The 13068-nt window shown below is 62.8% G+C and carries 15 protein-coding genes; 6 read left to right on the top strand and 9 right to left on the bottom strand.

Features of this window, described 5'->3' with window-relative positions:
• The first annotated feature begins 76 nt into the window (after window positions 1–76).
• The 3 genes from NLY43_RS32230 (at window position 77) to NLY43_RS32240 (ending at window position 2703) form a co-directional block, all read left to right on the top strand.
• A complete protein-coding gene (locus tag NLY43_RS32230) occupies window positions 77–508 on the top strand; it encodes a CBS domain-containing protein (RefSeq protein ID WP_023667498.1) in 432 nt (143 codons plus the stop codon).
• A gap of 202 nt (window positions 509–710) precedes the next feature.
• The gene (gene gatB / locus NLY43_RS32235) at window positions 711–2210 is read left to right on the top strand and encodes an Asp-tRNA(Asn)/Glu-tRNA(Gln) amidotransferase subunit GatB (RefSeq protein ID WP_023688375.1); all 1500 of its coding nucleotides are present in this window, start codon (window positions 711–713) and stop codon (window positions 2208–2210) included.
• A 4-nt stretch (window positions 2211–2214) separates the two neighbouring features.
• Window positions 2215–2703 (top strand): GNAT family N-acetyltransferase, encoded by a 489-nt coding sequence (locus NLY43_RS32240; protein WP_023710580.1) that lies wholly within the window; start codon window positions 2215–2217, stop codon window positions 2701–2703.
• Window positions 2704–2719: 16 nt separating this feature from the next.
• Here NLY43_RS32240 and NLY43_RS32245 read toward each other — a convergent pair whose 3' ends face one another.
• From NLY43_RS32245 to panB, 4 genes are all read right to left on the bottom strand, one after another.
• Window positions 2720–4120 carry an ArnT family glycosyltransferase gene (locus tag NLY43_RS32245; RefSeq protein ID WP_050485847.1) on the bottom strand — a complete coding sequence of 467 codons (1401 nt, stop codon included), beginning with the start codon at window positions 4118–4120 and terminating at the stop codon, window positions 2720–2722.
• 182 nt (window positions 4121–4302) lie between these two features.
• Window positions 4303–5463, bottom strand: a complete 1161-nt coding sequence (locus NLY43_RS32250; RefSeq protein ID WP_023710578.1) for a helix-turn-helix transcriptional regulator — start codon at window positions 5461–5463, stop codon at window positions 4303–4305.
• 199 nt (window positions 5464–5662) lie between these two features.
• Window positions 5663–6544, bottom strand: coding sequence for a pantoate--beta-alanine ligase (panC, locus tag NLY43_RS32255; RefSeq protein ID WP_023710577.1), 882 nt, complete (start codon window positions 6542–6544; stop codon window positions 5663–5665).
• An 11-nt stretch (window positions 6545–6555) separates the two neighbouring features.
• Window positions 6556–7386 carry a 3-methyl-2-oxobutanoate hydroxymethyltransferase gene (panB, locus tag NLY43_RS32260; RefSeq protein WP_023710576.1) on the bottom strand — a complete coding sequence of 277 codons (831 nt, stop codon included), beginning with the start codon at window positions 7384–7386 and terminating at the stop codon, window positions 6556–6558.
• 220 nt (window positions 7387–7606) lie between these two features.
• On the opposite strand from panB, the gene NLY43_RS32265 reads away from it, so the two are divergent.
• From NLY43_RS32265 to NLY43_RS32275, 3 genes are all read left to right on the top strand, one after another.
• A complete protein-coding gene (locus NLY43_RS32265) occupies window positions 7607–8005 on the top strand; it encodes an NADH:ubiquinone oxidoreductase subunit NDUFA12 (protein WP_023710575.1) in 399 nt (132 codons plus the stop codon).
• Between the two features lie 115 nt (window positions 8006–8120).
• Window positions 8121–8672, top strand: coding sequence for a DUF2155 domain-containing protein (locus NLY43_RS32270; protein WP_023681499.1), 552 nt, complete (start codon window positions 8121–8123; stop codon window positions 8670–8672).
• Window positions 8673–8747: 75 nt separating this feature from the next.
• A complete protein-coding gene (locus tag NLY43_RS32275; protein WP_023667489.1) occupies window positions 8748–9131 on the top strand; it encodes a hypothetical protein in 384 nt (127 codons plus the stop codon).
• Between the two features lie 42 nt (window positions 9132–9173).
• Here NLY43_RS32275 and aat read toward each other — a convergent pair whose 3' ends face one another.
• The 5 genes from aat to NLY43_RS32300 all read right to left on the bottom strand — a co-directional run bounded on the left by aat (window position 9174) and on the right by NLY43_RS32300 (window position 13052).
• Window positions 9174–9791, bottom strand: a complete 618-nt coding sequence (gene aat, locus NLY43_RS32280) for a leucyl/phenylalanyl-tRNA--protein transferase (RefSeq protein WP_023710574.1) — start codon at window positions 9789–9791, stop codon at window positions 9174–9176.
• Between the two features lie 27 nt (window positions 9792–9818).
• A complete protein-coding gene (gene accC / locus NLY43_RS32285; RefSeq protein WP_023681497.1) occupies window positions 9819–11162 on the bottom strand; it encodes an acetyl-CoA carboxylase biotin carboxylase subunit in 1344 nt (447 codons plus the stop codon).
• Between the two features lie 10 nt (window positions 11163–11172).
• A complete protein-coding gene (gene accB, locus NLY43_RS32290) occupies window positions 11173–11637 on the bottom strand; it encodes an acetyl-CoA carboxylase biotin carboxyl carrier protein (RefSeq protein ID WP_023681496.1) in 465 nt (154 codons plus the stop codon).
• A gap of 26 nt (window positions 11638–11663) precedes the next feature.
• The gene (aroQ, locus tag NLY43_RS32295) at window positions 11664–12098 is read right to left on the bottom strand and encodes a type II 3-dehydroquinate dehydratase (RefSeq protein WP_023667485.1); all 435 of its coding nucleotides are present in this window, start codon (window positions 12096–12098) and stop codon (window positions 11664–11666) included.
• Between the two features lie 150 nt (window positions 12099–12248).
• Window positions 12249–13052 carry a DsbA family protein gene (locus NLY43_RS32300; RefSeq protein ID WP_023667484.1) on the bottom strand — a complete coding sequence of 268 codons (804 nt, stop codon included), beginning with the start codon at window positions 13050–13052 and terminating at the stop codon, window positions 12249–12251.
• Window positions 13053–13068 lie beyond the last annotated feature (16 nt).

Genomic DNA, 13068 nt, shown 5'->3' on the forward strand with positions numbered 1-13068 from the left:
CGGCGCACGATGTTCACTCTTATGTGAAGCCGGTCAGGGCGGGAGCTGGCTAGCCAAGCAGGAGGAGGAGGACGCCATGACGGTTAAGGCAATTCTCGAGAGAAAAGGCCATGACGTGTTCACGCTCGGGCCGAATGTAAAGCTCAGCGAAGCCATTCGAATCCTGGCCGACCACAAGATCGGTGCACTGGTCATCACCAACGGCGATCGCAAGATCGTCGGCATCCTTTCCGAGCGTGACATCGTGCGGGTCGTTGCCAGGGAAGGCGCTGCCGCACTTGATATAACGGTACGCTCGGCGATGACGCCGAAAGTGAAGATCTGCAACGAGAACCACACGGTCAACGAGGTGATGGAGATCATGACCAAAGGCCGTTTCCGCCATCTGCCGGTGGAAAAGGATGGGCTGCTCGACGGGATCGTGTCGATCGGCGACGTGGTCAAGCGCCGCATCGAGGATGTCGAGCGCGAGGCCGACGAAATCAGGGCCTATATCGCAACGGCCTGACCTGACGAAGAAACCGCCGTCCGAATACCGGCCGGCGGCGTTCATTCTATCGGTTGCCGAGCGGCCGAAAGGGGCTGAAAAGGCCAGCCCACTGCTCTGCGCTGCTTTGGGCGCTTGTCTCGCGAAGCGGTTTGCACTAGCGAAGACCGATACCCAAATTCGCGAAAATCGCAGTTTTCGCGAGCCAAAAGCGCAGGCCACCATGACCCTTATCGATACCCGCACGCCCGATGCCAAACGTTTTATTCCCGGCGCTACCGGCGATTGGGAGATCATCATCGGCCTCGAGGTCCATGCGCAGGTAACCTCGGAAGCAAAGCTGTTTTCCGGGGCGTCGACGACTTTCGGCGCGGCGCCCAACGCCAATGTCAGCCTGGTCGACGCGGCCATGCCCGGCATGCTGCCGGTCATCAATGAGGAATGCGTCAAGCAGGCGATCCGCACCGGCCTCGGATTGAAGGCGCAGATCAACCACAAGTCGGTTTTCGACCGGAAAAACTATTTCTATCCCGACCTGCCGCAGGGCTACCAGATATCGCAGTTCAAGCAGCCGATCGTTGGCGAAGGCACGATCGTCATTTCGGTCGGTCCCGACCGGCAGGGCGAGTTCGAGGATATCGAGATCGGCATCGAGCGCCTGCACCTGGAGCAGGACGCCGGCAAGTCGATGCACGATCAGCATCCCACCATGTCCTATGTCGATCTCAACCGCTCCGGCGTGGCGCTGATGGAGATTGTCTCCAAGCCCGACATGCGCTCCGCCGACGAGGCCAAGGCGTATGTCACCAAGCTGCGCACCATCGTGCGCTATCTCGGCACTTGCGACGGCAACATGGACGAAGGTTCGATGCGCGCCGACGTCAACGTCTCCGTTCGCAAGCCCGGCGGCGAATTCGGTACGCGCTGTGAGATCAAGAACGTCAACTCGATCCGCTTCATCGGCCAGGCCATCGAGTTCGAGGCGCGCCGCCAGATCGCCATCCTCGAGGATGGCGGCAAGATCGACCAGGAAACCAGGCTGTTCGACGCCGTCAAAGGCGAGACGCGCTCGATGCGCAGCAAGGAAGAGGCGCATGACTACCGCTACTTCCCCGATCCCGACCTTTTGCCGCTGGAGTTCGACCAGGCCTATGTCGACGCGCTGGCCAAGGAGTTGCCGGAACTGCCCGACGACAAGAAGGCGCGCCTGATCTCCTCACTTGGCCTGTCGACATACGACGCCTCGATCCTGGTGTCGGAAAAGCCGATCGCCGACTATTTCGAGCAGGTGGCCTCGGGCCGCGACGGCAAGCTTGCCGCCAACTGGGTCATCAATGACCTGCTCGGCCAGCTTAACAAGGCCGGCAAGGGCATTGAAAATGCTCCTGTAACACCGGAGCAGCTCGGTGCCGTGATCGACCTGATCAAGGAAGGCACCATCTCCGGCAAGATCGCCAAGGATCTGTTCGAGATCGTCTGGAACGAGGGCGGCGATCCGCGCCAGTTGGTCGAAAGCCGCGGCATGAAGCAGGTCACCGACACCGGCGCCATCGAGAAAGCGGTCGACGAGGTGATCGCCGCCAACCCCGACAAGGTCGAGCAGGCTCGCGCCAAGCCGACCATGGCCGGCTGGTTCGTCGGCCAGGTGATGAAAGCCACCGGCGGCAAGGCCAACCCGCAGGCGGTCAACGATCTGGTCAAGGCCAAGCTCGGTATCGAATAGAACAATGTTCGTCCGCACCGCCAGCGAACGTGACCTTGCCGCTGTCCGCGCGCTGCTGGTCGAAACCTGGCACGCAACCTACGACGCGATCTATGGCGCCCAGCGGGTGATCGAAATTACCGACGACTGGCATTCGATCGCCTCGCTCAAGGCGCGGCTGACAAGGCCGAACTCGGAATTCCTGGTCGCCGATGACGGCAAGCGTATCGGCGGCATGGCTTTTGCCGCCGCAACGACGGATGCGAAGATCGTGCTGCTGAACCAGCTCTATGTACTGCCGGCCTGCCAGCGGCAAGGCATCGGCCAGGCCTTGCTGGACGAGGTCGAAGCCAGCTTTCCCGAGGCGAACAGGTTGCGCGTCGAGGTGGAAGAGGCCAACGTGCCGGCCATCGCCTTCTACCGTTCGAAGGGATTTTTGCCGGTCGGCAGCACCGCCGATTGCGGCGGCGGTTCGGGGTTGCCGGCGCTGATCTTCGAGAAACCGCTGGGATAGGCGCCCGACGAAACGCTCAGTGCTGTCCTTTCAGCACGACCAGATAGCCGCGTTCCACCGGCTGCCGGAAGGCGATCTGTTCGGATGTGCCCGGATCTTTCGATTGCTTTTCGATGACGTAGCCGCCGGGGTGAGACTTGAGCCATTCCTCAGGCTTGTCGGCGTTCTCGAATGGCTTCTCTATTCGCCCAAGGAAACCGACCTCGCCCTGATAGTCGTAAGCGACGGCCCAGTCGGCGTCCTTTCGTTCGTCGATGAAGCTCGCCAGCTGCGTGAGATCGTAGCGTTTGAACACGGTCGCCGAGGCGGCGGCGTGGCCGATGGCGAAAAGGGCAAGCATGACAAAGGCCGTCGCCCTCAGCCTGGCGACTGAAATCTCGGCCATGAAATAGCCCAGCAGAATGGTCGCGAACGGTAGTGCCGGCACGACATAGTGCGGCTGCTTGCCGGATATGGCGCTGAAGACCAGCAGCACCGCAATGAACGAGAACGACAGCAGGCGCAGGGCACGCAGATCCGGGGATTTGGTGTCGATCAGGCTGCGTATCCGGGCAACCGGCCTCAGCCGCCACACCGGGGGGATAAAGGCCCAGGGCACGAACATGAGCGGCAACAGCATCAGGTAAAAGTAAAACGGCCGGCCATGCGAATTGTGCAGGCTTCCGGTAACCCGACCTGCCGACTGGTTCCAGACGAGATCGTAGACGAAACTGCCCTTGGTCAGGATGGTCGCGGGCGCCAGCCATATAGCGACCGGGACAAGGGCGGCGAGAATTGCCAGGCCGGCTCCGGCAAAGAACTGCAAAGGGGCAAGGCCGGCTCGCCGGTCACGCCAGAGGGGATAGAGCAGGACGGGCGCGCCGATGTGAATGAGCACGACCGGGCCTTTGGCCAGCACGCCGAGCCCGATGAAGAGACCCGCCAGCACCGCCTGCCAGCGGTTGCCGGTCCTGGCGAAGCCCAGCAACGCCAGCAGTGCGGCGACCACACAGGCCGTCAAAAGCATGTCGAACAGGATCAGGGTCGAATAGATGACAAAGACGGTGCTGCCGGCCACCAGCCAGGGGATGCGACTGGCGATTTCCGGGCGCTCGGGAAACAGGGTTTTGGCCAGAAGTGTCGTCAGCCAGATGACCAGCGACGAGGCAGCGAAGATGACGAGCATCGCCGCCGCGCGGCTCACACCGAAGATGTTCCAGACGAGATCGATGAGCCAGAACAACAGCGGCGGCTTCTGCAGATAGGGCGCAAAGTTCATCGTCGGTACGAAGACATGTCCACCGAGATACATCTCCCAGGCGACGCTGAGATAACGCGTCTCGTCGACCGGCAGTAGCGGACGGAAAGCGAGCGCGATGCAAAGCAGGGCCAGCAGGAAGAGGTAAGGCAGCAGCCGTTCAATTCGTGTCGGTATCAAGTTCGGGGACCGCCCAGGAAATGGTTTCCACGTCCGGTCGTGCACGATGCACCGTCTCCGGACCGGAGCAGAACCGCACCATGATTTTGGCCGAATTGCAACGATGCCGGCTTGGTATCGTGGATTACGCCTGCGTACCGGCAAATAGTTGAAAAATTTGACGATTGGCTCCGAGTATGGCTTCAGGCCGAGCGCAGCGGCGGCGTCAATTCGCGCATCAGGAGTTCCAGCTCTCGCTGGTCGCCGGTGGCGGTCTTGTCGAAGATGGTTGCCAGCTGTGATTTGACGGTGCCGTCCGAGACGCCGCTGGCAGCCGCGATTTCACGCCGTGTCAGCCCGGCGGCGACATGGCCGGCGACACGCTTTTCCGCTGCGGTCAGTCCGAACAGCGCAGCGATCGCTTCCAGCGCCGGCACTGATGCGGCGCCGGCGGCGGCAATGAAAATGGCCGCGGCGGCGCGCGGCGATATGCGGGCCGAAATGTCGCGTCGCGCCAGAGGCATGACATGCGCCACCGCCGGAGACATGGCCTTCACCAGCGGAATGTTGATGCCGGACGGTCCGAGCGCGAATTCGTCGCGCGTGCCGAGCTGGACGGCGCGGCCGATGGCGGTGTTGGCGTTGGCATAAGCGAAGGACAGCTGGCCGCGCACCGAGGACACTGAGGCGGTTTCGGTGAGCAGGGCTTCGGCTGCCGGATTGGCGAAAATGATCTGCATGTCGTCGGAAACGATCAGCACTGGATGATCGAGGCACTCGACGATCGAGCGAAAGATGTCGGCCTTGCGCCGCTCGGCCTCGAACAGGTCGCCGATGGTCACCGCACGCCGGACATGGGGGGCGAGCGTGGACATCAGGTCGATATCCCTGGCTGAAATCTGGGGCCTGTCCTTGTCGGTAACCACCATCAGCGTGCCGGTGCGCGCCGGCTGCTTCATCAGCGCCACCCAGAAGAAATCGTCGAGACGGTTGGGTTCCACCCACTCGCGCACGATGCGGCTTTCGAGCCAGTTCTGGCGGGCGTCGGGGCCTTGCAGGGCGTAGACGCTGTCGACGGTGAACGGCATGTCGATTTCCATCTTCGGCACCGCCTTGAAGAAGGGCACCTCGCAGGCGTAGTCGCGCTGCAGCGGCTCAAGCAGGACCGGATCGCCGCAGGAAGTCGAAAACCGGGCCGAGTTTCTCACCGTATCGACGACCGCCAGCATAGCAAGCCGGCCGAGCGCCAATTTGCAGATTGATTCGAGCGTCGATGGCCAACGGCCGACATCGGCAATCGAATCGCAAATCGCTTCGACGATCTGCGGCAGGGCGCGACCGAATATGTTGGCTCGGACAGACACGTAGAGCCTCGTAAGTATTGCAGCGTAGTGGCAGGTCACACACTGTCTCTGCCTGGGGTCGCACACAACATAGCCGGCTTGGTTACGTCTGTGAAACGTCTCACAGCGGCGTGCGGAGTATTGTGAGCGCTTAAGGGCTGGCCAGAACGTGCCTGATGAGCCGTTGTCTAAGAGCGCTCGGGCCGGTCTGCGATACAAATCAAAGTGAACGGAATTGGAATTTTTCGGGGAATAATGAGGAAAGTTCCACATTGTCGATCAACCTGGTTCTGCCAAGCCACGCCGCGGCAAGCAGGCGGCCATCGCCGTCACGCCGCCACGAGGTGAGCGTCAGGCTCTTGCGCGCGGCGACGTAGTCGACGCTGTCGAAGCCTGCCTCGAGAAGCGCGGCAGTGGCTTTACCGGTAACGCCGTTTTCATCGGCGCCGGCCGCGAGCGCTGCCGCCGTCTGGCGCAAGATGACATTGAGCTGTCGCGCGACGTCGAGTTCGGCGGCGTCGAGATAGGCGTTGCGCGACGACATTGCCAGGCCATGCGCATCGCGCACGGTTGGCGCGCCGACGATGTGCACCGGAAGTTCGAGATCGCGGCAGAGCTTTCGGACGACACAAAGCTGCTGGTAGTCTTTTTCGCCGAAGATGGCGTAGTCGGGCAGGGCTTGCAGAAAGAGCTTGGCCACGACCGTGGCGACGCCCTCGAAGAAGGTCGGCCTGAAATCCGATTCCAGGCCAGAAGACGGGCCGCCGACCGAAATCTTCGTCGCAAAGCCTGCCGGATACATTTCGGAAACCGTAGGCGTGAAGGCAAGCTGTGCGCCGGCCTCGGTCAGCCGGTCGAGATCGCGGGCCAGCTGCCGCGGATACTTGTCGAGATCTTCAGTGGGGGCGAACTGGGCCGGGTTGACGAAGATCGAGACGACGCAGCGATCGGCGGTTGCGAGCGCGGCCCTGACCAGCGAGATATGGCCGTCATGCAAAGCGCCCATGGTCGGCACCATGGCGACGCTCAGGCCTTCGCGCCGCCATTCGCGGATCTGCGCGCGAAGGCCGGGCACGGTGTCGACGACGAGCGGCTGGCTGATGGGGGGCCGGTTCATGCCTTGTCCTTGTCGCTCGCGGCTGAAAAGACGTGGCCCGGCCCGGGGAAGGTGCGGCTGCGCACCTCCGCCGCGTAGCGCGCGGCGGCATTGGCGACCACGCTGCGCAAATCGGCGTATTCCTTGACGAATTTCGGCACCCGGTCGACCGTCAGGCCGACCATGTCGTCGATGACCAGGATCTGGCCGTCGCAATCGCGGCTGGCGCCGATGCCGATGGTGGGAATGGCAATCCGCCGGGTGAGGTCGGTGGCAACGGCCTCGACCGTGCCTTCGATGACCAGCGAAAACGCGCCGGCCTTTGCGACCGCGTCGGCGTCGCGCATGAGCGCGGCCACATTCTCCGGGGTGCGGCCCTTGATCTTGTAGCCACCGTCCTTTTCCACCGATTGCGGCTGCAAGCCGATATGGCCCATCACAGGAATGCCGGCCGCGACGATTGCCGCGATCTGGAGGGCGACTTCGACGCCGCCTTCCAGCTTCACCGCCTGGCAGCCGGTTTCCTCAGAGATGCGGCGCGCCGAGGCAAGGGCTTGCGCGGCCGAAGTCTCGTAGCTGCCGGCCGGCATGTCGACCACCACGCAGGCCTTTGCCGAGCCGCGCATCACGGCCTGGCCATGGACGATCATCATTTCCAGCGACGCGCCAAGCGTGGTCTTGTGGCCATGCAGCACCATGGCAACGCTGTCGCCGACCAGGAGAAGGTCGACATGATCGTCGAGCAGGCGGGCGACGGGATAGGTGTAAGCGGTAAGGCATACGACCGGCACGCCGCCCTTGCGGGCGCGTATTGTCTCCGCACTGATCCTGGCGACAGCTAAGGCCATTCCTCACCTCCGGGGTCATGCGGCAGCGCCGGGCGATGAGAGCTTTAGGAAGACGCAGCCGGCTTGGCAAGCGTCGGTTCGCAGGTGCGAAATGGATCGGCCAATGACCGAGCGTTTCGGCATGCCGTCAGTGCCGCAGGCGCCGCAAAACCCTTGCCTTCGCCAAGGCCTGACGCCATAAGCAGGGAACAGCCACCGCCGCGCGCCCGCGAGGATCTGAATGAAAACTTTCCTTCTGCAGTTTTTCACCTGGTGGAACCGCCAGACGCTGGGAACCCGTTTTCACACCTGGCGCCACGGCAACAAGGTCGGCCAGGATGGGGCCGGCAATGTCTACTACGAAGGCGGCGTCGATTCGGAAGGCCGCACCCGCCGCTGGATCATCTACGCCAATTATTCGGAGGCGTCGGCGATCCCTCCGGGCTGGCACGGCTGGATGCATCACCGCGTCGATGTGGCGCCGCCAAGCGACGACTATCGGCCGCGCGAATGGGAAAAGGCGCATGAGCCGAACCTCACGGGAACACCGGCGGCTTATCGCCCGAAGGGTTCCGTGCTCACCAATCAGCACCGTCCGCAGGTGACGGGCGACTACGATGCGTGGACGCCTGGTTCTTGACCGCCGGCCGGTCCTTTGTCGCCACAATTGGCGTTTAGCTGCTTGCTGATATGACAACGGCGAATAGCCTTGGGCGTGACAGAATCACCCGGGCCCAAACCACCGGTATCTCCGCATGAACATTTTCAGCCTGACATCGATGGCCGGACTGGCGGCAATTGGCGCTGTCGCCATGTTCCCGACAGCGTTTGCCGCGGCGCAGGCGCCTGCGGCAGCACCCGCAATCTCCGATCGCATCACCAATCCGGTCGCCGAATTTGCCGGCATCGACAAGATCACCGGCCGTATCATCACCTTCGATGTCTACATCGACGAAACCGTGCAGTTCGGCGCTTTGCAGGTGACGCCGCGCATCTGCTATTCGCGGCCGGAGAATGAAGAGCCGAAGACCGATTCCTTCGTCGAAGTCGACGAAATCACACTCGACCGCAAGATCCGCCGCATCTTCACCGGCTGGATGTTCGCCGAGAGCCCCGGCCTAAACGCCGTCGAGCACGCCGTCTATGACGTCTGGCTAAAGGGCTGCAAGCAGAAGTCGGATGTGCCGCCGCCCGACGCGGCCAATGCCGAGACGCCCAAGGTCGACACGTCCAAGCCAAAGCCCGCCGCTGCTCCGGCCGCCGAACAGCCGGACCCCACGGAACCTGACGCTACCAACACCAACTGATCCTCCGGAACCGTCATGGCCACCATGCGTTGGGCCATGGACGACCGCGCATTTGCGCGCTTGGAGGATATTCTGATGTCGGACAGCAAACGGATCACGGCCAGCAAAGACGACCTGCTCGAACTCGAAAAGGGGTTCTGGACGGGCGACGAAGCTTACTACGCCGCCAACGTCGACACAGAATGCCTGGTGGCATTTCCTGAGATGGCACAGGCAATGGACAATGCCGATCTGGCCAAGACCGCGACCAAGCCCAACCGCTGGCGCGACCTTCAGATCGACCTCAAGGGTATCATCGAGCCCGGCAGCGACATTATCATGCTGACCTATGAGGCTCATGCGACACGGGAAAACGGCGAGCCCTACGCGGCGCTGGTCAGCACTGGCTATGTCCACCGTGTCAACGGCTGGAAGATGATGTTCCATTCGCAGACGCCGATGGAAACCGCGAAGGGCTGACCCCTTTCACCGGTCGAGCCGGCTCGGCCGCTCGGTCTCCGATCAGGGATAAAAAACGGCTTCGCCCTTCAGCGCCTCGGCCAACATCTTCTCGTATTTGACGCGCGGCACGTCGACCGCGCCGAAGCGTTTGAGATGCTCGGTGGTGAATTGCGTGTCGAGCAGGGCAAAGCCGCGCGCCTTCAGCCGCTCGACCAGATGATACAGGCAGGTCTTGGACGCGTCGGTTTCCCGGGCGAACATGCTTTCGCCGAAGAACACGCGACCGAGCGAGACGCCATAGAGGCCGCCGACCAGCCGTTCCTCGCGCCATGCCTCGACCGAATGGCAGTGCCCCAGACGGTGCAGCTCGATATAGGCTTCGCGGATCGGCGCGTTGATCCAGGTCGAGCGGCGCTCCTCGCGCTTTTCGGCGCAGCCGTCGATCGTCGCCTCGAAATCGAAATCGAAGCGGATGTCGAACGGGTGCTTGCGAATTGTCTTCCGCAAGCTCTTCGGCGTGTGGAAGCCATCGAGCGGTATGATGCCGCGCGTCTCCGGCCGCACCCAGAACACTTCCGGGTCGGAAGCGCTCTCGGCCATCGGGAAGACGCCCGAGGCATAGGCCTTGAGCAACAGGTCGGTCGGAATGCGATAGCCGGGAGCGTAAGGACGGGTCATCGCGGCATCATAGCGGCAAGTCGGGCGCTATTCCTCTTTGGCCAGATACTTTTCCAGCCAGTGGATGTCGTAGTCGCCATTGGCGATATCGGCATTGCCGACCAGGTCGCGAAACAGCGGCAGCGTCGTCTTGATGCCATCGACGACGAACTCGTCGAGCGCCCGGCGCAGCCGCATCATGCATTCGACGCGGTTGCGGCCGTGCACGATCAGCTTGCCGATCAGGCTGTCATAATAGGGCGGGATCTTGTAGCCGGAATAGACACCGGAATCGACGCGGATGCCCAGACCGCCAGGCGTGTGGAAATGCGTAATCGTGCCGGGCGAAGGCGTGAAGGTGCGCGGGTCCTCGGCATTGATGCGGCATTCTATGGCGTGGCCGTTGAACTTGATGTCCTCCTGGCGCACCGAAAGCCCGCCGCCGGAGGCAACGCGGATCTGTTCGTGGACGAGATCGATGCCGGTGATGGCCTCCGTCACCGGATGCTCGACCTGCAGCCGCGTGTTCATCTCGATGAAGTAGAACTCGCCATTCTCGTACAGGAATTCGATGGTGCCTGCGCCGGAGTAGCCGAGGTCGGCGATGGCCTTGGCACAGATATTGCCGATGCGGGCGCGCTCCTCGGCGTTAAGGGCCGGCGAGGGCGCCTCTTCCCAGACTTTCTGGTGGCGGCGTTGCAGCGAACAGTCGCGCTCGCCGAAATGCACGCCGCGGCCGGCGCCGTCGCCGAATACCTGCACCTCGATGTGGCGCGGCTTTTCCAAGTATTTCTCGATGTAGACGGCATCGTCGCCGAAGGCGGCTCCCGCTTCCGTGCTCGCTGTCTGCAAGGCGATCTCAAGGTCAGCCTCGGTAAGGGCGACCTTCATACCGCGCCCGCCACCGCCTGCCGATGCCTTGATGATCACGGGATAACCGATCTCGGCGGCAATGCGCCTGGCTTCCTTTTGATCGGTGACGGCGCCGTCGGAGCCCGGCACAACCGGAATGCCGAGCCGCTTTGCGGTGCGCTTGGCCTCGATCTTGTCGCCCATGATGCGGATGTGGTCGCCCGACGGGCCGATGAAGGTGATGTTGTGGGCGGCGAGAATGTCGGCGAACTTGGCGTTTTCCGACAGGAAGCCATAGCCCGGATGCACGGCATCGGCGCCTGTGATCTCGCAGGCTGCGACGATCTGGTGGATGTTGAGATAGCTGTCGCGCGACGGCGGCGGACCGATGCACACGCTTTCGTCGGCGAGCCTGACATGCATGGCGTCAGCGTCGGCGGTCGAATGCACGACCACGGTCTGGATGCCGAGTTCCTTGCAGGCGCGCAGCACCCGAAGCGCGATTTCGCCGCGGTTGGCGATGAGGATCTTCTGGAACATCCGGCCCGCTCTACTCGATCACGACGAGCGGCATGCCGTACTCGACCGGCTGGCCGTCCTCGAACAGGATCGCCGTCACCGTGCCGGCGCGCGGCGAAGGGATCTGGTTCATCGTCTTCATCGCTTCGATGATCAGCAGCGTCTGGCCTTCCTTGACCTTCTGGCCGACTTCGATGAAGGCCTTGGCGTCGGGCGAGGGCGCGAGATAGGCGGTGCCGACCATCGGCGAGGGGACCGCGTTCTTGGACGGGTCGGCCACTGCTGGTGCGGCAGCCGCGCCCGCCGCGGGCTGCTGCGCTGCCGGAGCATAACCGGCCTGCGGGGCGGCGATGGCGTGGACGGCCGGCGCCTGGCGCGACACGCGCACCTTCAGGTCGCCGAGCTCGACTTCGATCTCGGTGAGATTGGTGTCGTTCAGTATGCCCGCGAGATCGCGGATCAGTTGCTGGTCAACACCGGTCTTCTTTATCGACATTTTCGAGCCTTCTGTTTGTGGGCCGGTCATAGGCGTGCCGCCAGCGCCTGCAGCGCCAGCGAGTAGCCAAGCGGCCCGAACCCGCAGATCATGCCGACAGCGACCGGCGCGACCATGGAGACGTGGCGGAATGGTTCCCGCGCGTGGATGTTGGAGAGGTGAACTTCGGCGACCGGCAGCGGCGCGACAGCGCGGATGGCGTCGTGAATGGCAATCGAGGTGTGGCTGTAGGCACCCGGATTGATGACGATGCCGGCTGCCTTGTCGCCGGCTTCCTGGATCCAGTCGACGAGGTCGCCCTCATGGTTCGACTGGCGAAAATCAATCTCGAGGCCAAGCGCGGCGCCCGCCTGCTTGCAGTCGTCGGCGATCGCGGCAAGCGTCTTGCCGCCATAGATGCCCGGCTCGCGCTTGCCGAGCGCGTTCAGGTTGGGGCCGTTCAGGACGAAAATCGTTTTCAAAAATGCCGACCTTTTCCGACGCCGGCCTCAAGCCGGCGCGCAGGGCCTTCTATAATGGGCATAGCCGCCCGCGGAAAGAGCACAAGTGCGATCTTTCACTGTCCACAACAGGCGGAAATGTGCCCGTGAGAGATAGGCTCGCGTGCAAGATCAGAGCGCGGCTTTCGCCGCCTCGATCTTTTCAGCCAGCACTTCCTGGCCGAGCGCCCCGAACACCACCTCATTGCCGACCACGTAGGAAGGCGTTCCGGTGATGGCCAGCTTGTTGGCGAGGTCGAAGGTCTTGGAGAAAGCCTCGGTGATGGTCGGATCCTTCATCTTCTCGCGCAATTTCGCCTCATCGGCGCCTAGCGACAGCGCAACCTTGATGGCCGCCGCCTCGGTGGCGCGGCCCTGGCCGCCGAGCAGGGCGTTGTGGAACTCGCCGTATTTCTCTGGATGCATCAGGTGGAAAGCCATCGAGACGACGCTGGCCTTTTGCGAATCCGGCCCGAGGATCGGGAATTCCTTGAGCACGAAGCGCAGCTCCGGATCGGCCTTTGTCAGAGCCTGCATGTCGTCGATGGCGCGTTTGCAGAAGCCGCAATTGTAGTCGTAGAATTCGACGATGGTGACCTTGCCCTTCGGATTGCCGACGACGCCGTCGAAGGTCGAGTTGAAAATCTCGGACTTGGCCTTCTCGATGACGCCGAGGCTGGCTATGCGCTGCTCTTCCTTCTGCTTGGCCTCGAGCGCCTCCTGCACTTCGAGCAGCACTTCGGGGTTCTTCAGGAGATAGTCGCGGATAATGCCCTCGACCTCGGTGCGATCGATCTTGGTGTCGGCAGAGGCGGTCTGCACGGTCTGCGCCGTGCCGGCCTTGGCCACCTGCGGACTGCCGGCGACGAACCCGAAAGCCAGCATGGCAAGAGCAGCCGCCACTCCCGTCGTGCCGAGCAATATTGCCTTGTTCATCGTCTCATCCTCTTTA

Source organism: Mesorhizobium sp. C416B (assembly GCF_030323165.1).
GTDB lineage: Bacteria > Pseudomonadota > Alphaproteobacteria > Rhizobiales > Rhizobiaceae > Mesorhizobium.